A 20,326-nucleotide genomic window follows, 5' to 3' on the forward strand; every position below is an offset into this window, starting at 1 on the left:
CCCCGGTGAGACACCAAGAACGGTGTTGGTAGGGTCACAACGAAACGCGAGCTGACGCCCAGCGGCCATGTGTTGCTGCACGTACGCGGGTGATCCGTGCCATCGGTATGGAGTAGGAGAGCTGAGGAGGGACATGACCGCATCTGCCCCTGATTCGGCCCCCGTCTATCCCCAGGCGCCGACCGGACTCCGCCGCCCCGCGCTCATCGCGGGCGGGTTCATCGTGGTCGTGGCTGCCGTCTCGCTCGCCGTCGGACATCCGCTCTTCGCGGTGTTCTTCCTTCTCGGTGTCGCCGGGATCTTCGTCAACGCGATCCTCGTCCGACGTGCCGTCGACGTCGTGGTCGCCGACGAGAACCCGCGCAAGACCGCCCTTGCTCTCAACTCCGCCATGCGACTCGGTGCCATCACGGCGCTCGCGCTGCTGGCGGCTTTTCTGGTCCAACCCGACGGGTTGGGCGCGATGTTCGGACTCGCCATCGGCCAAGTGGTCTTGGTGCTGAACACGGTCATTCCGGTGATGAAAGGACTTCGTAGCCAACCATGACGACCGCCTTCAACCTTGCCGCAGAGGATGGCGAACCGGCCATCCAGGTGGGTCACTACACCAAGTTCGAGCTGTTCGGACTGACCTTCAACCTGGAGACCATCATCGCGACGGCGCTGGCCGCGGCGATCATGCTCGCGCTGGCGTTCTACCTGAAGTCGAAGGTCACCTCGACCGGCGTGCCGTCGGGTGTGCAGCTGTTCTGGGAGGCCATCACCATCCAGATGCGTGGGCAGGTCGAGAGTGCCATCGGCATGAAGATCGCCCCCTACGTTCTCCCGCTCGCGGTCTCGCTCTTCACCTTCATCCTGATCTCCAACTGGCTGTCCGTCCTGCCGGTCCAGGTCGGTCACCACGAGATCCTCAAGCCGCCGGCCGCGGACGTGAACTTCGCCTACGCCCTCGCGCTCTTCGTCTTCGTCTGGTACCAGATCGCCGGCTTCCGGAAGCGCGGCCTGCTGGGTCACCCGAAGCGGATCATCAAGGGCCACGTCGCATTCCTCGCGCCGATCAACGTCATCGAGGAGTTCACCAAGCCGATCTCGCTCTCGCTGCGACTCTTCGGCAACGTCTTCGCCGGCAGCATGATGGTCGCCCTGATCGCACTCTTCCCGCCGTACATCATGTGGGCGCCCAACGCGATCTGGAAGTCCTTCGAGCTTTTCGTCGGTCTGATCCAGGCGTTCATCTTCGCGCTGCTGACGATCCTCTACTTCTCGCAGTCGATGGAGACCGAGGATCACTGACCCGCCCGAACCCGGGCACCGCGCGGAGACGGACACGGCCGCGCCCACAACCGAACATGACGACCTGCTCCGGCACCTGTCGGCGCAACTCCAGACCTGACACACCAGATGTCAGCAACGAAAGGGAAATATCACAATGGATCCAATGATTGGCCTCGGCGCACTCATCGGTGGCGGCCTGATCATGGCCGGTGGCGCCGTCGGTGCCGGTATCGGTAACGGTCTGGCCGGTAGCCAGCTGATCGCCGGTATCGCTCGCCAGCCCGAGGCACAGGGTCGCCTGTTCACCCCGTTCTTCATCACCGTCGGTCTGGTCGAGGCGGCCTACTTCATCAACCTGGCCTTCATGGCGCTCTTCGTGTTCGCCACCCCGATCAGCGCCGGCTGATCGTCGCTCTCCCTTTTGTCGCCGAGTAGAAACGACACCTCACCACAATGACGCTTGCTGCAGAGAACTTCCTGCTCCCGAATGGAACGTTCTTCGTTGTCCTGCTCATCTTCGTGATTTTGCTGCTGGTCATCCGCAAGTTCGTGGTTCCGCCGATCCAGCAGGTCCTCGAGGAGCGGGACGCGATGATCCACCGCACCGTGGAGGACAACCGGACCGCCGCCGCCGAATTCGAGGATGCGGACGTCCAGTTCCGTTCGCTCCTCAAGGAAGCGCGCGGTGAGGCCACCGCCAAGCGCGACGATGCTCGCGCCCAGGGGCGGGAACAGCTGAACGAGATGAAGCAGCGAGCGACCGCCGAGGCCGACGCCGCCCTGCAGTCGACCAGCTCCGAGCTGGCGACGCAGGGTGAGCAGGCCGCTTCGACGGCTGCAGCTGATGTGGACGCACTCGCCAAGACGCTTGCGGCGCGTGTGCTCGGTGTCGACTCGGCAACTCTTTCCGATACCCGATCGACGAGCGGAGCGGTGAACTGATCATGGCTGCCAACACTGAGACCGAATCCGACCAGGGCCCCATCGGCACCTGGCTGCACGACATCGGTGCTGCGTTCGACCCCGCGATCTTCATCGCTCAGCTCTTCGGCTTCGCGGTCATCCTCTTCCTCCTGTGGAAGTACGTCCGGCCGCCGGTGGCGAAGATGATGCGGGATCGACAGGAGACCGTGCGTCAGCAGCTCGCCGAGAGCGAGGCCGCTGCCAAGCGCGTCGCCGACGGCAAGCAGGCCCGCGAGAAGGCGGTCGCCGAGGCCAAGGCCGAGGCGGAACAGATGCAGAAGGACGCCGCGGCCGACGCCGAGGCGATCACCTCCGACATCCGCGCACAGGCCGACCACGAGGTCAAGCGCATCTCCGAGCACGGCCGCAACCAGGTCGCCCTGGTGCGCGCCAACCTCGTTCGTCAGCTGCGCACCGATCTCGGACTCACCGCGGTCGACAAGGCCGGCGAACTGGTGCGCAATCATCTCGCCGACGACTCGGCCCAGGCGGCGAGCGTCGACCGGGTCATCGACGAACTCGAGGAGATGTCGTCGGGTTCGGCGAACGCGGTTCCCTCGAGCGCCTCGCTCGTCGGTCTGCACGCGATGCGTGCCGCCAGCCGCGACGCCGCTCTCGCCGTGTCGGAGCACTTCGATTCGGCGGCAATCGATCTCGACGGTTCGGCACTTGCCGACGCCTCGGGTGACCTCACCGCGGCCATCAACTTCCTCGGCGAGAACCCGGTCCTGCGCAAGCGCCTGGTCGAGGACGACGAGAACCCCGAGGGCAAGAAGGCCATGGTGCACCGTCTGTTCGACGGCAAGCTCGCCCCGGTCGTCGTCGAGGTGCTCGCGACCGCGTCGAGTCAGCGGTGGTCGTCGTCGAGCGACTTCGTCGTCGGTCTGCGTCGTCAGAACTCCCTGATCGTCCTCACCGCCGCCGAACGCGACGGGGTCATCGAGCAGGTCGAGGACGAGCTCTTCCGGGTGAGCCGAGTCCTCGAGGCCAACCCGCAGCTGTCCTCGCTGCTGTCCGACCACGGCAAGGACGCCGACAAGCGCGTCGACCTGCTGAAGAAGCTGGTCGGCGACAAGGTCGGCACCCACACCTGGACGCTGCTGTCCTCGACCGTGCGCCTGCTGCACGGCCAGGCCGCCGACGTCGCGGTCGATCAGCTCGCCGAGCTGGCCGCCGCCCGTCGCGGCGAGTCGGTCGCCCACGTGGTGTCCGCCTCACCGCTGTCCGATGCCCAGATCGATCGACTGTCGGGCGTGCTCGGCGGAATCTACGGTCGGACCATCTCGGTGCAGACCGAGATCGCCCCGGAACTGCTCGGCGGTCTCCGGATCAGTGTCGGCGACGAGGTCATCGACGCCGATGTCGCGACACGGCTGGCCAAGGCCGCCGAGACGCTGCCGCGCTGACGACCACCCCGACACACCCGAACCCACGAAGCCCAGAGCTCAGAGCCTTCGAGACTCCGAGCCACATCAAGGAAAGACGAGAACCCATGGCGGAGTTGACGATCTCACCAGACGAGATCAAGGGAGCGATCGAGCAGTACGTCTCGTCGTTCGAAGCCGAAGCGTCGCGTGACGAGGTCGGCATCATCACCGATACCTCGGACGGCATCGCCCACGTCAGCGGCCTTCCGAGCGCAATGGCCAACGAGCTCCTCGAGTTCCCCGGCGGCGTCCTCGGCGTCGCACTGAACCTCGACGAGGACGAGATCGGCGCCGTGATCCTGGGTGACTACGAGTCCCTGGAAGAAGGCCAGCAGGTCAGCCGCACCGGCGACGTGCTCTCCGTCCCCGTCGGTGATGCGTTCCTGGGACGCGTCATCAACCCGCTGGGTGCCCCGATCGACGGCCAGGGCGACATCGAAGCCGACGAGCAGCGCGTCCTCGAGTTGCAGGCCGCCACCGTGCTCGAGCGCCAGCCGGTCGAGGAGTCCCTCGCCACCGGCATCAAGGCCATCGACGCCATGACCGCCATCGGCCGCGGACAGCGTCAGCTCGTCATCGGCGACCGCAAGACCGGCAAGACCGCGGTCTGCATCGACGCCATCCTGAACCAGAAGGCCAACTGGGAGACCGGCGACCCCACCAAGCAGGTTCGCTGCATCTACGTCGCGATCGGTCAGAAGGGTTCGACCATCGCCGGCGTCAAGTCCGCCCTCGAAGAGGCGGGCGCGATGGAGTACACCACCATCGTCGCGGCTCCCGCCTCGGACTCGGCCGGCTTCAAGTGGCTGGCCCCGTACACCGGCTCGGCCATCGGCCAGCACTGGATGTACCAGGGCAAGCACGTCCTCATCGTGTTCGACGACCTGACCAAGCAGGCCGAGGCCTACCGCGCCATCTCGCTGCTGCTGCGTCGTCCGCCGGGCCGCGAGGCATACCCCGGTGACGTCTTCTACTTGCACTCCCGTCTGCTGGAGCGTTGTGCGAAGCTGTCCGACGAGCTCGGCGGTGGCTCGATGACCGGTCTGCCGATCATCGAGACCAAGGCCAACGACGTCTCGGCGTTCATCCCGACCAACGTCATCTCGATCACCGACGGCCAGGTCTTCCTGGAGTCGGACCTCTTCAACAAGGGTGTTCGACCGGCCATCAACGTCGGTACCTCGGTGTCGCGCGTCGGTGGCGCCGCCCAGACCAAGGGCCTCAAGAAGGTCTCGGGATCGCTGCGTCTGGAGCTGGCCCAGTTCCGTGAGCTGGAGGCCTTCTCGGCCTTCGCCTCCGACCTCGACGACGCCTCGAAGGCACAGCTCGAGCGCGGTGCCCGCTGGGTCGAGATGCTGAAGCAGGACCAGTACAGCCCCTTCTCGGTCGAGGATCAGATCGTCTCGATCTATCTCTGCGGTGAGGGCCACTACGACTCGGTCCCGGTCGACGACGTGCGCAACTTCGAGACCCAGCTGCTGAGCCACCTGCACCACAACGCGACCGGTGTCTACGACTCGATCGCCGGCGGCAAGGTGCTCAGCGACGACCAGGCCGAGGCCCTGATCGCCGAGACCAACAAGTTCAAGAACGGCTACCTCACCCACGACGGCCGTCGCGTCGTCAACGAGGCCGAGGCCGAGGCGATGGATGCCGACAACGTCGAGAACGAAGAGATCAAGATCCGCAAGTGATCTCAGACGTCAACGGACATCGCGAAAAGGAAGGGGTGAGGGCTCATGGCCAGCATTCGTGAGCTGCGCTCACGCATCCGGTCGGTCCAGTCGACCAAGAAGATCACCAAGGCTCAGGAACTGATCGCGACCTCGCGTATCACCAAGGCACAGGGACGGGTGGCGGCGGCCAAGCCGTACTCGCAGGAGATGACCGCCGTGCTCTCGGAGCTGGCGAGCAACTCGGGATCGCTGGACAACCCGCTGCTCAACGAGCGGGAGAACCCGAAGCGCGCGGCGATCCTGGTCGTGACCAGCGACCGCGGTATGTGCGGTGGTTACAACGCGAACGTGCTCAAGGCGACCCGCGAACTCATCGCGCTCCTGCGCGACGAAGGCAAGGAAGCGGTCCTGTTCGTCATGGGTCGCAAGGGTGTCGGGTTCTTCAGCTTCCGGGGTCTGGAGATCTCGGACTCGTGGACGGGCTTCTCGGAGTCACCGCAGTACTCGGACGCGGCGACGGCGACCAGCTTCCTGGTGGACCTCTTCCAGGCAGGATCGGGCACCGAGGTCGAGCGCCCAGAAGGAGACGGCACCCTCGAGGGTGTCGACGAGCTGCACCTGGTCTACACGCGGTTCCAGTCGATGCTGGCGCAGGTGCCCGAGGTCCGGCGGATCGCCCCGCTGGTCGTGTCGCACGACGAGGATTCGTCCGACGACACGCCGTCGCGCAACTACACCTTCGAACCCGGGGCCGACGCCCTGCTCGACGCGCTGCTGCCGAAGTACGTGGCGACGCGGGTCTACGCGGCGCTGCTGGATTCGTCGGCATCGGAGTCGGCCGCGCGCCGCACCGCGATGAAGGCCGCGACGGACAACGCCGAAGAACTGTCCAAGTCGTTGTCGCGCGAGGCCAACCAGCTCCGCCAGGCCCAGATCACCCAGGAAATCAGCGAGATCGTCGGCGGCTCGAGCGCACTGGCGAATTAGCGTGCGCGCCAGCCGAGTCCGGATCGACGAGAACCCATACTTCGATAAAGAGGAAGTGACCCAAGCACCATGACCGCAGCAGTAGAAACCCCCTCCGCGCAGTCGGCGGGTTCCGCCGACGGGCGGGTCGTCCGCATCATCGGCCCCGTGGTCGACGTCGAGTTCCCGCGGGGCTCGATTCCTGAACTGTTCAACGCCCTGCACGCCGAGGTCGCTCTCTCCTCGGTCGCCAAGACCCTGACCCTCGAGGTCGCGCAGCACCTCGGTGACAACCTGGTGCGCACGATCTCGATGCAGCCGACCGACGGCCTGGTCCGCGGCGCGGCCGTGTCCGACACCGGCAAGTCGATCGTCGTGCCGGTCGGCGACGTCGTCAAGGGCCACGTGTTCAACGCCCTCGGTGACTGCCTCGACAGCCCGGGCCTCGGCCGCGACGGCGAGCAGTGGAGCATCCACCGCAAGCCGCCGGCCTTCGACGAGCTCGAGGGCAAGACCGAGATCCTCGAGACCGGCATCAAGGTCATCGACCTGCTGACCCCGTACGTCAAGGGCGGCAAGATCGGTCTGTTCGGTGGTGCGGGCGTCGGCAAGACCGTCCTCATCCAGGAGATGATCACGCGTATCGCGCGTGAGTTCTCCGGCACCTCGGTGTTCGCCGGCGTCGGTGAGCGCACCCGTGAGGGCACCGACCTCCACCTCGAGATGGAGGAGATGGGCGTTCTCCAGGACACCGCGTTGGTGTTCGGTCAGATGGACGAGCCGCCGGGCACGCGTATGCGCGTGGCGCTGTCGGCGCTGACCATGGCGGAGTACTTCCGCGATGTGAAACACCAGGACGTGCTGCTCTTCATCGACAACATCTTCCGCTTCACGCAGGCGGGCTCGGAGGTCTCGACCCTCCTCGGCCGTATGCCGTCCGCGGTGGGTTACCAGCCGACCCTGGCCGACGAGATGGGTGAGCTCCAGGAGCGCATCACCTCGACCAAGGGTCGTTCGATCACCTCGCTGCAGGCGATCTACGTCCCCGCCGACGACTACACCGACCCGGCACCGGCCACGACCTTCGCGCACCTCGACGCGACCACCGAGCTCTCGCGTCCGATCTCGCAGCTGGGTATCTACCCCGCCGTGGACCCGCTGACCTCGACCTCGCGCATCCTCGAGGCGTCGATCGTCGGCGACGAGCACTTCCGCGTCGCCAACGAGGTCAAGCGCATCCTGCAGAAGTACAAGGAACTGCAGGACATCATCGCCATCCTCGGTATGGACGAGCTCTCCGAAGAGGACAAGGTCACGGTGCAGCGTGCGCGCCGTATCCAGAAGTTCCTCGGCCAGAACTTCCTCGTCGCCGAGAAGTTCACCGGCCAGAAGGGCTCGGTCGTCCCGCTCGCCGACACCATCGAGGCCTTCGACCGTGTCGCCAAGGGCGAGTTCGACCACCTGCCCGAGCAGGCGTTCAACAGCTGCGGTGGACTCGACGACGTGGAGGCCGCCGCCGCCAAGATCAGCGGAAAGTAGCGGTTCGCCATGGCTGAGAAGTCCTTCCACGTCGAGGTTGTCTCCGCGGATTCGAGCCTGTACTCGGGAGAGGCCACGTTCGTGATCGCGCAGACCACCGTCGGTGAGCTGGGTGTCCTGGCCAACCACGAGCCGCTCCTGGGCCAGCTGGTCCCGGGTGGCTTCGTGGTCATCGTCGAGGAGAACGGCAACCGTCGTGCGGCAGCGGTCGAGGGCGGGTTCCTCTCCGTCACCGGCGAGGCCGTCACGGTGCTGGCGGAGTCGGCCGACTGGGCCGACGACGTCGACGTCAACGCGGAGAAGACCGCGCTCGACGAGGCGGAGCCGGATTCGCCCGAGTACCACCGTGCTCACGCGCGTCTGACTGCGGCACAACACCTTTCCCGGTAGAGCGAGCCGCGCGAGCGGTTAGGGTCAACGACCGACCTCGGCCGGCCATCGGAATTCTCCGATGGCCGGCCGAGGTCGTTTGGCGTCTCATGTGCACGTTCTGGCATGCTTGTTCCACAGCCCCCCTGTCCCGCGTGTATGCAGCCCAAGCCGTCTGGAGCCCTACCGGGTTCGACGCTTCGCCTATCCGCGGTGACTGCACGAAGGAGTAGGTGATGTCGCTGGCGGTCGTGATGCTCAGTGTGCTGCTGGCGGTGGCGCTCCTGTTGTGTGGCTTCCTGGCGCTGCGTCTGGCGCAACTCCGTCGCGCGGGCACTCCGGTCCTGCTGCGCACGGTGCCGGCCGGCGTCGACCAGGGATGGCGTCACGGCACCGTGCACTACAGCGACGACTCTCTGCGCTACTACCGGCTCACGTCGCTGAAACCGGGACCGAACGTGACGTTCGCACGACAGGGCATGGAGATCTCCGGTCGTCGCGCCCCCGAGGGCACCGAGACGGAGATCCTCGACGGCATGCTCATCCTCCAGGTGCAGACCGCCGGCCGCGCCGAGGACGACTACGAACTGGCGATGGGCCCGGGTGCGGTGACCGCGTTCCAGTCCTGGCTCGAATCCCGGCAGTCCGCGAGATCGCAGCGGCGCCGCAGCGCCTAGGAATCCGGCTGCGCCGGGGCTTTCCCGCCCGTCTTCGCCGGGTCTTGATGGACCGGCTTCGCCGGGGGCCGTTGCCGGTTGCCGCCCGGAACCCACTTGACGTCGCCGGGGGAGTTCGCGCCCTGCTGGTCGCCTCCCGCGGCGGGGCGAGTGCGGTTCGCCACCCGCGACAGGATGAACAGCAGATCCGACAACCGGTTCAGGTATTTCGCGGGCAGCACGCTGGTGTCGTCGGGGTGGGCGGCGACCGCGGCCCACGCCGAGCGCTCGGCCCGTCTGGTCACCGTTCGTGCCTGATGCAGCAGGGCAGCCAGCGGTGTGCCGCCCGGCAGGATGAACGAGTCCAGTGCGGGCAGATCGGCACCGAAGGAGTCGCACCAGCGCTCGAGGGCGTCGATGTAATCCTGCGCGATGCGCAGCGGCGGGTACTCGGGGTCGTCGACGACCGGCGTGGAGAGGTCGGCGCCGGCGTCGAAGAGGTCGTTCTGGACGGTCGTGAGCACTTCCCGCAGGTCGTCGGGGACGTCACCCCCGAGTGCCAGGGCGACACCGATGACGGCGTTCGCCTCGTCGCAATCGGCGTAGGCGACGACACGCGGATCGGTCTTGGACACCCGGGAGAAGTCGCTCAGCCCGGTGGAGCCGTCGTCGCCCGTTCGGGTGTAGATCCTCGTCAGGTGTACCGCCATGCGTCGAATGTACTGCGCCGGACCCACGGGATCGGACGCACGGTCGGAGGACGTACTGGCCGGTGGGCCGGTGACCCCGGACGGTTAAGGTGGCAGTCGTGAGCGATCGGTTTCTGGTGTCCGGGGGAGCGCGTCTGTCCGGCGAGGTGGCAGTGGGGGGCGCGAAGAACAGCGTCCTGAAACTCATGGCCGCGGCCCTCCTCGCCGAGGGGACGACCGTGCTGACCAACGCACCCGAGATCGCCGATGTCCCGCTGATGGCGGACGTTCTCCGCGGTCTGGGTGCGGTCGTCGACATGGACGGCGAGACGGTCACCATCACGGCGCCGGCGGAGCCGAAGTTCCATGCCGACTTCGCGGCGGTCCGGCAGTTCCGCGCCTCGGTCTGTGTCCTCGGCCCGCTGATGGCGCGTTGTCACCGGGCCGTCGTGGCGCTGCCCGGCGGAGACGCGATCGGGTCGCGGCCGCTCGACATGCACCAGGCGGGTCTGCGCGCCCTCGGCGCCACCAGCTCGATCGAGCACGGCTGCGTGGTGGCCGAGGCCGACACGTTGGTCGGCGCACCGATCGCGCTGGAGTTCCCGTCGGTGGGGGCGACCGAGAACATCCTCATGGCCGCCGTGCTGGCCGAGGGACAGACCACCATCGACAACGCCGCCCGCGAGCCGGAGATCGTCGACCTGTGCGTGATGCTGCAGCAGATGGGCGCACAGATCGACGGCGCCGGCACCTCGACCCTGACCGTCGTCGGTGTGGACCGGCTGCATCCGACGACGCACCGGGTGGTCGGAGACCGCATCGTCGGTGCCACCTGGGGGATTGCGGCCGCCATGACGCGCGGTGACGTCACCGTGCGCGGCGTGAAACCCGAGCACCTGCAGCTGGTTCTGAACAAACTGGGCGACACCGGCGCGGTGGTCGACACCTTCGACGACGGCTTCCGGGTCCGGCACGACCGCCGGCCCACCGCCGTCAACGTCTCGACGTTGCCGTTTCCCGGATTCCCCACCGATCTGCAGCCGATGGCGATCGGCCTCGCCGCCATCTCCGACGGCATGTCGGTGATCACGGAGAACGTCTTCGAGGCCCGGTTCCGCTTCGTCGAGGAGATGGTCCGTCTCGGTGCGGATGCGCGGACCGACGGCCACCACGCCGTCATCCGCGGGATCGACCGCCTGTCGAGTGCGCCGGTCTGGTGTTCGGACATCCGGGCGGGCGCCGGCCTCGTGCTGGCCGGGCTCGTCGCCGACGGCGTGACCGAAGTACACGACGTCGAGCACATCGACCGCGGGTACCCGCACTTCGTGGAGATCCTGCGCAGTCTCGGCGGTGAGATCGAGCGCGTGCGCGACTGAACCCTGTCCGATCGGACAGGTACCGGCCCGTCCGGCCGGGTGCACTGTGGTCGAGGACGGGCAGGACCCCTTGTCCCGGTTGTGATCTGGACGACATTCTCGTTGTGACAGACCAACCGTCACAAGGAGTTCACCACCATGGCCATTGAGCTGAACCAGATCTGGGACTTCCCGATCAAGGAGTTCCATCCGTTCCCGAAGGCGAAGCTGGGTGTCGGCGCGCACGACATGCTCGGTGTCGAGGCCAAGGACCTGGGCATGACCCGTGCGCTCCTGATGACGACGGGTCTACGCGGCTCCGGGATCATCGAGGAGCTGATCGGCAAGATCGAGTACCAGGGCGTCGACGTGGTGCTCTACGACCAGGTGGAGTCCAACCCCAAGGACTACAACTGCATGGACGCCGCGGCCCTCTACCAGTCGGAGAAGTGCGACGGCATCATCTCGGTCGGTGGCGGCTCCAGCCACGACGCCGCCAAGGGTGCACGTATGGTCATCGCCCACGACGGCCGCAACATCAACGAGTTCGAGGGCTTCTCCAAGGCCACCAACAAGGAGAATCCGAAGCACATCGCGGTCTCGACGACGGCCGGCACCGGCTCGGAGACCTCCTGGGCCTACGTCATCACCGATACCTCGGACATGAACAAGCCGCACAAATGGGTGGCCTTCGACGACACCTGCCTCGTCGACCTGGCGATGGACGACCCGCTGCTCTACTACACGTGCCCCGAGCACTTCACCGCCTTCTGCGGTTTCGACGTGCTCGCGCACGCGAGCGAGCCCTACGTGTCGCGTCTGGACTTCGCACCCTCGCTGGGCAATGCCAAGTACTCGATCGAGCTGATCCGCGACCATCTGCGCACCGCCGTGTACGACCCGCGAAACCTGGCGGCCCGCACCGGGATGATGTACGCGCAGTACATCTCCGCGCAGGCGTTCAACTCCGGCGGCCTCGGTCTCGTGCACTCGCTGTCGCATGCGGTGAGCGCGTTCTATGACAGCCATCACGGGCTGAACAACGCCATCGCCCTTCCCCGCGTCTGGGAGTACAACCTGCCGTCTCGCTACGAGCGTTACGCCGAGATCGCCGCGCTGCTCGGTGTCGACACATCGAAGATGACGACGGTCCAGGCCGCCGACGCCGCCGTCGAGGAGGCCATCCGGCTGGGCAAAGACCTTGGTATCCCGGACAACTTCGGTCAGCTGTCGACGAGCAGTTACGACAAGAACCGGATGAACACCGGCAAGTACGAGGGTCGTGGCGAGACCATGGATACCTCCGACAAGCAGATCCGCGCCATCGCCGAGCACATGATGGACGACTGGTGCACGCCGGGCAACCCGCGTGAGAGCACCGTCGAATCGCTGATTCCGATGGTGGCGCACGCATTCACGGGCAGCTACTGATCCGCCCGCTCGCCCGCCTGATCCGAGATCCCGACTGTTCCGAGAACCGCAGGCCGACAAGGAGTCCGACATCCGATGACGCACGTGTGCGCACCTCGGGAAACCGCCGAGGACATCACCCGGGACATCACCCCGGACAGCCGTTCCTTCCCGTCCGTGGAGGAGCTGACCGACGCGTTGGGTGAGCAGGGCTACCTGATCGGTCCGGAACTCGCGGTCGTCGTCCATCTCGCGACGCTCCTCGACCGGCCCCTCCTGCTGGAGGGGCCGGCCGGGGTCGGCAAGACGGAGCTGGCGAAGGCGTTGGCGGCGGCTTCGGGGCGCGAGCTGGTACGGCTGCAGTGCTACGAGGGTCTCGACGAGTCGCGTGCCCTCTACGAATGGGATTACGCACGACAGCTTCTCCATGTGCAGATGCTGCGCGATCGCATCAGTGCGGAACTCGCCGCCGAGACGACCCTCTCGGCCGCGAGTTCGGCGCTGGCGCGCGCCGAGGTCGGCGTCTACACCGAAGACTTCCTGGTGGCCCGGCCACTGATGGCGGCCATCACGTCGCCCTCGCCGACGGTCCTGCTCGTCGACGAGATCGACCGCACCGACGAGGCGATGGAAGCGGTGATGCTCGAGGTCCTCGCCGAGCGCCAGGTGACGGTCCCCGAACTCGGGACGTTCACGGCACGGTCGTCGCCGTGGGTCATCCTGACCTCCAACGACACCCGCGAACTCTCGCCCGCGCTCAAACGTCGCTGCCTGCACTTCCAGGTCGACTACCCGGATCCGCAGACCGAGCGGGACATCGTCGCGGTCCGCGCCCCCGACGTCGAGGAGACGATCATCGGCGAGGTCGTCGACCTCGCCCGGCGGCTTCGCGATCTCCCGTTGCGCAAGAGTCCGTCCATCGCGGAGGTCATAGACGCCGCGCGGGCCGCCTCGTACCTCGGAGCACGGGACGGACAGGTGGGCACGCCGATCGACGCCGAGCATCGCAGCGCTCTGCTGGCGTTGCTCGTGAAGTTCGGTTCGGACGGCGAGATCGCCCGTCGCGCTCTGTCTTCCGAACACGGAGGGTCGCCGCCGGCAGGCTCGCCGGTCGGCGTGGACGGGACCACGCCCGGAGGGTCGGTGACCGCGCGCGCCTTCGGAGCGGGGCGCGCCCGCAGTGCGGGTGTCCGACCGGGACGATGACGCCGATGACTGCGGCGTCGGCCACCCCGGTACCCGTCGCGAAGGCGAGGCGGGCGGACCCGCTCGACCTGCTCGCGGTCGCGTTCGGAAGGGTCCTGCGGAGCTCCGGGATCGCGGCCTCGCCCGCCGAGGTCATCGAGATCCGGCGGACCCTGTCGATGGTCGGCTGTGCCGAGCCGGCGGTCCTGCGTGCGGCGCTACAGAGCGTGTGCGTCAAATACGGCTACGAGACAGCGGGTTTCGAGCGGGCCTTCGAGCTTTTCTTCCTCGGCGCCGAACCCGATAGCGCCGACGAGGACGACCTTCCCCGGGCCCGCGGCGTCGCGGCCGATCTGCCCGATGACGTGGTCTGGGACGAGGAATTCGAGGGCGCTGCCCGCCAGATCGGCGCCGACGAACACACCGACGAGATCGGCCACCTGATGGCCGACGATCCCGACGCCGCGCACCGGAACGCCGAGAGCGCTCACCGGGAGGAGAACGACTTCAGCGTCTCGGCCGGCGCCGAGCAGCTCGGCGTCGACCCGGACGGCGGCACGACCGGTGGGGGAGTGACCTACACGGTCGAGGTCGACTCCGCCGACTCGTCGACCGTCGGCGAACTGACCGGATCGGCGGCCCGGGTCTCGAGTCGGCCGCTCGGGCTGACCGGCGCCCACGCCATCCTCGCCGCACTCGACGCCTACGATCCGCGCAAGGCATACGGCACCGACGGCAACGACGACCTCGGCGATGCGCGGAGAGCCGAACTCGAACGCGCACTGGGTGCTTTCGTCGACGCACTGGTCGCCCGACTGGACGCCGACGGAGTCGTCGAGGCAGTGTCCGGCGCGGACCGGCGGGCCGAGGGGTACGTCGACCAGGCGGAGATCGATCGCGCGTGCCACCGGCTGATCCAGCGCATGCGCGGCGCGCCGCGACGGGTGGTCCGTCCGGTCGACCGTGGTGCGCTGGACATCAGGGCAACGATGCGAGCGGCGGCCGCGACCGACGGTGTGCCCGCCGAACTGTGGCGACGCCGCCGGCGCCCCGGTCCGGTCCGGATGCTCGTCCTCGTGGACGTCTCGCTCTCGGTCCGGCCGGTCACGGGGTTCATCCTGCGTCTGGCACAGACACTGCACCGCTTCGGTGACCGTTGCGAGGTCATCGCGTTCGTGGATAGGCCGGTGCGCGTCACGACCGCATTGCGGACCGCGGCCGCCGACTCGGCCCTCGCAGCGGTGCTGGCCGCCGACGGTCTCGATCTCGCCGCGACGAGCGATTACGGGCGCATGTTCGGCGAACTGCTGGGCGAGTTCGGAGACCTGATCAGCAGACGGACCTCGGTACTGGTCGTCGGGGACGCGCGCAGCAACGGACTCGACCCGCGCGTCGACCTCGTCGCCGAGGTGGGCCGGCGATCGCATCGGATCGCCTGGATCACACCGGAACCCGAACGCTACTGGCAGCAGTCCGGGTGCGCGATGGCCGACTACGCCGACCACTGCAGCGGCGTCGTCAGCGTGCGCGACGGTGCCGAGATGCTCGCGCGCTGCGACGAGTTGGGTGCGGCGCTCCGATGAGGTGGGTAGCGTCGGGGTACCGGTGAGACGACCGGCCGGTGTGGTCGAGCGGAGTGGTCGGGACGGATGGATCGGAGGCAGGTCGGATGCTGGGTGACGCGCGCCGCCGGACCTCGGGCCAGGTCGCCAAGTTCCACACCCCGGAGATCGTCCTCGGACCGGGAGCCTTCGGAGAGGTGCCGGTGGCGACGGCGGGACTCGGGATGCGCAGACCGTTCGTCGTCAGCGACCGTTGTCTCGAGCGCACGCCCTGGTACGCCCAGCTGATCGCCGGGCTGCGCGCCGGTGGACTCGACGCGGCGTCGTACCTGGATGTGTCGCCGAACCCGCGGTCAGGCGAGGTCGCGGCCGCGTTCCTCGCCTACAAGGCGCACGACGCCGACGGACTCGTCGCACTGGGTGGCGGCTCGGTGATCGACGCCGCGAAAGGGGTCGCCGTGCTGGCTGCAAACGGCGGCCACATCCTCGAGTACGAGGGGATCGACCGCGCGCGGCGACCGCTCCCACCGCTCATCGCGGTGCCGACGACGGCAGGTAGCGGCGCGGACGTCTCCCAGTTCTGCATCATCAACGACGCCGAGCGGCGCACCAAGGTGACCATCATCGGGCGGTCGCTGGTGCCGGATGTGACGGTGAGCGACCCGACCCTGCTGATGACCGCGCCCGCCGAGGTCACCGCGCAGGTCGGCATGGACGTGCTGACCCACTGCGTCGAGGCCTATGTCTCGCTCGCGCACGGGCGGCTCACGGATTCGCTTACGCTGGAATCGATTCGCGGTGTGTGGACGCATCTCGAACGGCTCGTCGACGATCCGCGTGACCGGGTGGCGGCCGAGGAGATGTCGCTCGCGGCGCTACGGGCGGGGATGGCGTTCACCAACGCGATACTCGGCGCCACGCACGCGATGAGTCACCCGGTCGGCGGGCACTGCGACGCCCCGCACGGCGCGATCAACGCCGTCCTGCTGCCGCACGTGATCCGCTACAACGCCCATGTGTGTGCCGACGGCTTCGTCGACCTGGCCGACGCCATCGGGGTCGAGACATCCGGTGACGCCCGGACCGTCGCCGACCGACTGGCCGATGCGATCGCCGCGCTCGGCGCCCGGGTCGGCATGCCGGCGTCGCTCGAACCGCTGGGCGTGCGCAGCGCCGACCTCGACCGCCTCACCGCCCACGCGCTGGCCGATTCGTGCATGACCACCAACCCGCGGCGTCCGCAGGCCGCAGGCATCCGGGACCTCTACGCCGAAGCGCTGTGATGACCGGTCCGTCGCCCGAGCGAAGCGCTCTCCCCGAACAGGCCGACCTCGAGAGCCTGGTCGGACTCCGCAGCGTCAAGGGCAGCCATTACGCGGCGCTGCGCGGTGTCGAGGCGCGACTGAGTCGCGTCGTCGATGCGCTGGAACGGATTTCGCGCGCGCTCGTCCGTACGGCTGAGGGGCCCGAGGCCCTGGTCATCGCGGTCGTCGAGGCGGCACGGGACCATCTGGGCGCGGACTGGGTCGTCTTCGCGCTCGCGGACGGCCGACTCGAGCAGTCGGCCCCGCGCCACCTGATCAGCGCGAGCGGTGGTCGGCTCTACGCCTTCGAAGGGTCCGAGCGGGCCGCCACACCCGACGACCTGCCCGACGAGGTGCTCAACCGGCTCAACGACATCCTCCGCGGACACGAGACCGTCCTGCACGGCGCGATCCTCCAGGAGGACCACGTCCACGTCCCCGTCGAACTCGACGGCAACGTCGTCGGGGGACTGTCGGCCTGGACACCGGTCGGTCGCATGGTCGATCCCACCGATCTCGTCGTGCTGCGCATCCTGGCCAGCCAGGCGATCGTCGCACTGCTCAACGCCGAGCTGTTCTCCGAGACCGACCGCCACGCAATGGAACTCGCCGAGCGCAACACCGAACTGGAACGTACCCAGCGCGAACTGTCGGCGGCGATGCGGGCGACCGTGCTCAACGAGGAGCGCGGACGGATCGCCCGCGAGCTCCACGACTCGGTCACCCAGTCGGTGCTGTCGGCGGGGGTGCAGATCGAACTGTGTCGCGGCATCGTCGAAGGTCCCGCACTCGATCGCCTGGAGATGGCGGGCCGGCTGACCAAGGAGGCCGTGGAGCAGTTGCGGTCGTTCATCTACGCGCTCAACAACGCCACGAACGCGCCGTCGCCGAGTGTGCGCGACGTCCTGACCGAGCTGTGCTCGTTGCACATGCCGCCGGACCTGCGCACGGCGGTCCACATGCGCGGCCGGGAGCGCGATCTTGCCGATGAGGTCCAGCACGCCCTGCTGCGGATCGCCGGCGAGGCCCTCTTCAACACCGCCGTACACTCGCGTGCCCACCAGGTCACGGTGACCCTCACCTACGCCATGGACACCGTCGCACTGTCGGTCGACGACGACGGCGTCGGTGATCCCGAACATCTGCGCCGGGTGATGCGCACTGCGTCGCTCGGCGATCTCACGGCCGGACGGCACCGCGGCCTGGCCAACATGTCCTCGCGCGCCGCCGAGCTCGGAGGCGAACTGCGGATCCGCCGGTCGCGCATCGGCGGTATCCGCGTCGCGGTGGTGCTGCCGATCGGCACGGCCGGCACCGCGACGCCCGACGACCCGCTCAGAACGAAGGAGTTCGGTTGAGTGACAACGACATCAGGCGCCCCATCCGGACCCTTCTCGTCGACGACCACGCCCTCCTGCGCCAGGGGATGCGGTCGCTGCTGGAGCGCGAGGACGTCGTGGACGTGGTCGGCGAGGCGGGATCGGCCGACGCCGCGCTGGCCGAGGTGAACGCCCGACACCCCGATGTCGTCGTGGTCGACCTCAAGCTGTCGGCGGGCACCGAGTACGAGGGGCTGCGGCTCATCGAGCAGATCGCGCAGCGCCACCCGGAGGTCGCCGCGCTGGTGCTGACCACGTTCCTCGACGACGATCTGGTCGTGCGCGCCGTGCGGGCGGGAGCCCGGGGGTACGTGGTCAAGGATGTCGACACGACCGAACTCGTGCGCGCGATCCAGGCGGTGTCCGGCGGCGGCAGCGCCTTCGACCCGCGCAGCGCGGCCGTCGTCCTCCGCGCGGTGTCCGGCGAGAACGAGAAGTCCGAGGCACTCAGCGACCGGGAGCGCGAGGTCTTGCGGCTCCTCGCCGACGGGCTGTCGAACAAGCGGATCGGCGAGACGCTCTACATCTCGGAGTCAACCGTGAAGTTCCACATTCGCAACATCATTCGCAAGCTCGGGGTGTCCAAGCGGACCGACGCGGTGTACATCGCCAGCAAACGCGGGCTGATATGACGCGGTCGCTCGGTACCGCGGCCGGACTCGAGGAATCAGGACCCGGGGGTGAGGACGAGCCATCCGCCGTGATCGACGAGGACCTCGGCGCCGGCATGCGGGACGGCTCGAGCCCAGCCGCACAGGTCGTTCTCGGTGAGCCGGACGAGGTGGCCGAAGTGCGGGCTCGGCTCGTCTTCGAACGGCACGCCGATGACCACGCGCTGCCGGGCGACCCGGAGGGCCTCGCCGATCGCGGCGTGCGCCCCCGCGGGATCGAGGTGTTCGAGGAGATGGATGAGCGTGACGGTGTCGGCCGAGTCGTCGGCGTAGGGGAGAGCGATCGCGTTCCCGACGGTTGCGACGACGGGCAGTCGGAGTCGGTGAGCGGCGTCGGAGAGCAACGACACCGCTCCGGGCGAGATGTCGCAGGCCGCGACCTGGAGACCGTCCAGGGCGCAGGCGAGAGCGAAGAAGCCGAAGCACGATCCCACCTCGAGGACGGCCCCGCCCGAGACGAGTCTCCGCGCGCGTTTGTGGACGGGCGCGAATGCCGATGCGCCCGTGCGTAGTTCGCGAAGCGAGTTGTCGTAGAAAGCCGCCCACGCGTCGGTGGACCTACTCGCCGAGGTGCGGATGATCCCCATCGCGGCGGATTCGAACTGCGACTGCCCGGCCAACACGCCGGCCTCGACGAGAGCGACGAGTCCGTCGACGACCACGGCGTCGGAGATGCTGTGCTCGTCGAAGGGATGGGCGATGTGCAGGACGCCCGCCTGTCGGCGCCAGGAGAGGAGACCGCAACGCGTGAACCCCTCGGGGACAAGCGCGGACGAGACAACCCGCGGTGGGAGTCCGGGTACCGGCGATGCGCCGATGGGCGCGGTCGTCGGGGTCGTGGCCAGTTCGGTCGCGGTCATGTTTCGACCGTATGAACCCTCTGACCTGCGCATAACTGACCGACCGGGGGTGATGACCTGTCCGAAAGGACGGTCTGCGACGCACGTCACATCGATGTGATTCACCGAAATCCGCGCGCAGCAGCGGGATTCGACTCCGATGGGAAAGCGATGACCTGCGACGATGGCTGTACTGGCGGGCGGCGAGCAGGCGATTTGACCCCAGCGATCCGCTTGCGTAACTTTCTTCAAGTCAGCGAGCCACGGCGCCGCCCCGGAAGGGCCTGGAAGGGTCTGATGGTGGGGAGTGGAGACCGGGTTTCTTGGCTGGCCGCCCCTGAATATTTTGGCTTGAGTCGTTGTGGCTCGGGTAGAGTGTTTGGGGTTTGCTGGGTCTCTCAGTGGTTCGGAATTCTTCGGGGTTGCGGGCTGCGGGTGGGGTCTGGTAGGCTGGAAGAGTTGCCCCGGAGACGGGGTGGCTGGCAAGGTTGAATGCGAAGTCTGCTGGTGAGAGCCCTGATGTGGGGTGGGTAGCTGGTGGGTGTGTGTTCTTTGAGAACTCGATAGTGTGATGATGAATTGTCTGATGCCAATTTGGCATCGTGCATCTTTGTGGATGTAGATGTTTGTTTTTTGTGTGGCGTTCGGGCCCCGTCCTGGGTGTCACATTTTGCTAGGTTTATTTTGGTCAGGTTGTGCTTTCCTGATTGTGTTGAAACGCCGGCCCTTGTGGGGTTGGTTTTGTTTCACGGTTTTTTCATGGAGAGTTTGATCCTGGCTCAGGACGAACGCTGGCGGCGTGCTTAACACATGCAAGTCGAACGGAAAGGCCCAGCTTGCTGGGTACTCGAGTGGCGAACGGGTGAGTAACACGTGGGTGATCTGCCCTGCACTCTGGGATAAGCCTGGGAAACTGGGTCTAATACCGGATATGACCAACTGTCGCATGGTGGTTGGTGGAAAGCTTTTGCGGTGTGGGATGGGCCCGCGGCCTATCAGCTTGTTGGTGGGGTAATGGCCTACCAAGGCGACGACGGGTAGCCGACCTGAGAGGGTGATCG

The 20,326-nt window shown here is 67.4% G+C and carries 19 protein-coding genes and 1 rRNA gene; 18 read left to right on the forward strand and 2 right to left on the reverse strand.

What is annotated here, in order from left to right; translation table 11 throughout:
- Positions 1-133 precede the first annotated feature (133 nt).
- From AS181_RS17160 to AS181_RS17205, 10 genes are all read left to right on the forward strand, one after another.
- Positions 134-547 (forward strand): hypothetical protein, encoded by a 414-nt coding sequence (locus AS181_RS17160; RefSeq protein ID WP_004021250.1) that lies wholly within the window; start codon positions 134-136, stop codon positions 545-547.
- Positions 544-1,293 (forward strand): F0F1 ATP synthase subunit A, encoded by a 750-nt coding sequence (gene atpB / locus AS181_RS17165; protein WP_058252757.1) that lies wholly within the window; start codon positions 544-546, stop codon positions 1,291-1,293. Before AS181_RS17160 ends, atpB begins: the two co-directional genes overlap by 4 nt.
- 136 nt (positions 1,294-1,429) lie before the next feature.
- Entirely contained in the window at positions 1,430-1,681 is a 252-nt protein-coding gene (locus tag AS181_RS17170; protein WP_004021252.1) for a F0F1 ATP synthase subunit C, read from the forward strand.
- A 47-nt stretch (positions 1,682-1,728) separates the two neighbouring features.
- A complete protein-coding gene (locus AS181_RS17175) occupies positions 1,729-2,217 on the forward strand; it encodes a F0F1 ATP synthase subunit B (RefSeq protein ID WP_055474991.1) in 489 nt (162 codons plus the stop codon).
- 2 nt (positions 2,218-2,219) lie between these two features.
- Positions 2,220-3,644 carry a F0F1 ATP synthase subunit B/delta gene (locus AS181_RS17180; RefSeq protein ID WP_058252758.1) on the forward strand — a complete coding sequence of 475 codons (1,425 nt, stop codon included), beginning with the start codon at positions 2,220-2,222 and terminating at the stop codon, positions 3,642-3,644.
- A gap of 86 nt (positions 3,645-3,730) precedes the next feature.
- On the forward strand, positions 3,731-5,359 hold the full coding sequence (gene atpA, locus AS181_RS17185) for a F0F1 ATP synthase subunit alpha (protein WP_055474989.1): 1,629 nt from the start codon (positions 3,731-3,733) through the stop codon (positions 5,357-5,359).
- A 45-nt stretch (positions 5,360-5,404) separates the two neighbouring features.
- Positions 5,405-6,328, forward strand: coding sequence for a F0F1 ATP synthase subunit gamma (locus AS181_RS17190; protein ID WP_055474988.1), 924 nt, complete (start codon positions 5,405-5,407; stop codon positions 6,326-6,328).
- A gap of 69 nt (positions 6,329-6,397) precedes the next feature.
- On the forward strand, positions 6,398-7,846 hold the full coding sequence (gene atpD / locus AS181_RS17195) for a F0F1 ATP synthase subunit beta (RefSeq protein ID WP_010842985.1): 1,449 nt from the start codon (positions 6,398-6,400) through the stop codon (positions 7,844-7,846).
- A gap of 9 nt (positions 7,847-7,855) precedes the next feature.
- On the forward strand, positions 7,856-8,236 hold the full coding sequence (locus AS181_RS17200) for a F0F1 ATP synthase subunit epsilon (protein WP_055474987.1): 381 nt from the start codon (positions 7,856-7,858) through the stop codon (positions 8,234-8,236).
- A gap of 215 nt (positions 8,237-8,451) precedes the next feature.
- On the forward strand, positions 8,452-8,892 hold the full coding sequence (locus AS181_RS17205; protein WP_058252759.1) for a DUF2550 domain-containing protein: 441 nt from the start codon (positions 8,452-8,454) through the stop codon (positions 8,890-8,892).
- On the opposite strand, the gene AS181_RS17210 is transcribed toward AS181_RS17205, so the two are convergent.
- A complete protein-coding gene (locus AS181_RS17210; RefSeq protein WP_058252760.1) occupies positions 8,889-9,581 on the reverse strand; it encodes a cob(I)yrinic acid a,c-diamide adenosyltransferase in 693 nt (230 codons plus the stop codon). The two genes, AS181_RS17205 and AS181_RS17210, sit on opposite strands and share 4 nt — an antisense overlap.
- A 98-nt stretch (positions 9,582-9,679) precedes the next feature.
- Here AS181_RS17210 and murA point away from each other — a divergent pair, with 98 nt between their 5' ends.
- The 7 genes from murA (at position 9,680) to AS181_RS17245 (ending at position 18,387) form a co-directional block, all read left to right on the forward strand.
- Complete coding sequence (murA, locus tag AS181_RS17215; protein ID WP_058252773.1) at positions 9,680-10,936, forward strand: UDP-N-acetylglucosamine 1-carboxyvinyltransferase; 1,257 nt, start codon at positions 9,680-9,682, stop codon at positions 10,934-10,936.
- 138 nt (positions 10,937-11,074) lie between these two features.
- Positions 11,075-12,346 carry an NDMA-dependent methanol dehydrogenase gene (gene mdo / locus AS181_RS17220; protein WP_004021262.1) on the forward strand — a complete coding sequence of 424 codons (1,272 nt, stop codon included), beginning with the start codon at positions 11,075-11,077 and terminating at the stop codon, positions 12,344-12,346.
- 75 nt (positions 12,347-12,421) lie between these two features.
- On the forward strand, positions 12,422-13,531 hold the full coding sequence (locus AS181_RS17225) for a MadB family AAA-type ATPase (RefSeq protein WP_058252761.1): 1,110 nt from the start codon (positions 12,422-12,424) through the stop codon (positions 13,529-13,531).
- A gap of 5 nt (positions 13,532-13,536) precedes the next feature.
- Positions 13,537-15,093: a MadC family VWA domain-containing protein gene (madC, locus tag AS181_RS17230; protein WP_058252774.1), complete on the forward strand. Its 1,557-nt coding sequence runs from the start codon at positions 13,537-13,539 to the stop codon at positions 15,091-15,093.
- Between the two features lie 86 nt (positions 15,094-15,179).
- Positions 15,180-16,355 carry an iron-containing alcohol dehydrogenase gene (locus AS181_RS17235; protein WP_058252762.1) on the forward strand — a complete coding sequence of 392 codons (1,176 nt, stop codon included), beginning with the start codon at positions 15,180-15,182 and terminating at the stop codon, positions 16,353-16,355.
- Entirely contained in the window at positions 16,355-17,734 is a 1,380-nt protein-coding gene (locus AS181_RS17240; protein WP_058252763.1) for a MadS family sensor histidine kinase, read from the forward strand. Before AS181_RS17235 ends, AS181_RS17240 begins: the two co-directional genes overlap by 1 nt.
- On the forward strand, positions 17,731-18,387 hold the full coding sequence (locus AS181_RS17245) for a MadR family response regulator transcription factor (RefSeq protein WP_058252764.1): 657 nt from the start codon (positions 17,731-17,733) through the stop codon (positions 18,385-18,387). Before AS181_RS17240 ends, AS181_RS17245 begins: the two co-directional genes overlap by 4 nt.
- A gap of 35 nt (positions 18,388-18,422) precedes the next feature.
- On the opposite strand, the gene mftM is transcribed toward AS181_RS17245, so the two are convergent.
- Complete coding sequence (mftM, locus tag AS181_RS17250) at positions 18,423-19,286, reverse strand: mycofactocin oligosaccharide methyltransferase MftM (RefSeq protein ID WP_058252765.1); 864 nt, start codon at positions 19,284-19,286, stop codon at positions 18,423-18,425.
- A 735-nt stretch (positions 19,287-20,021) separates the two neighbouring features.
- Here mftM and AS181_RS17255 point away from each other — a divergent pair.
- Positions 20,022-20,326: ribosomal RNA gene (locus AS181_RS17255) — 16S ribosomal RNA — on the forward strand; the annotation flags it as partial.

It is taken from the genome of Gordonia sp. SGD-V-85 (assembly GCF_001456905.1).
In the GTDB taxonomy this organism is placed as follows: domain Bacteria; phylum Actinomycetota; class Actinomycetes; order Mycobacteriales; family Mycobacteriaceae; genus Gordonia; species Gordonia hongkongensis.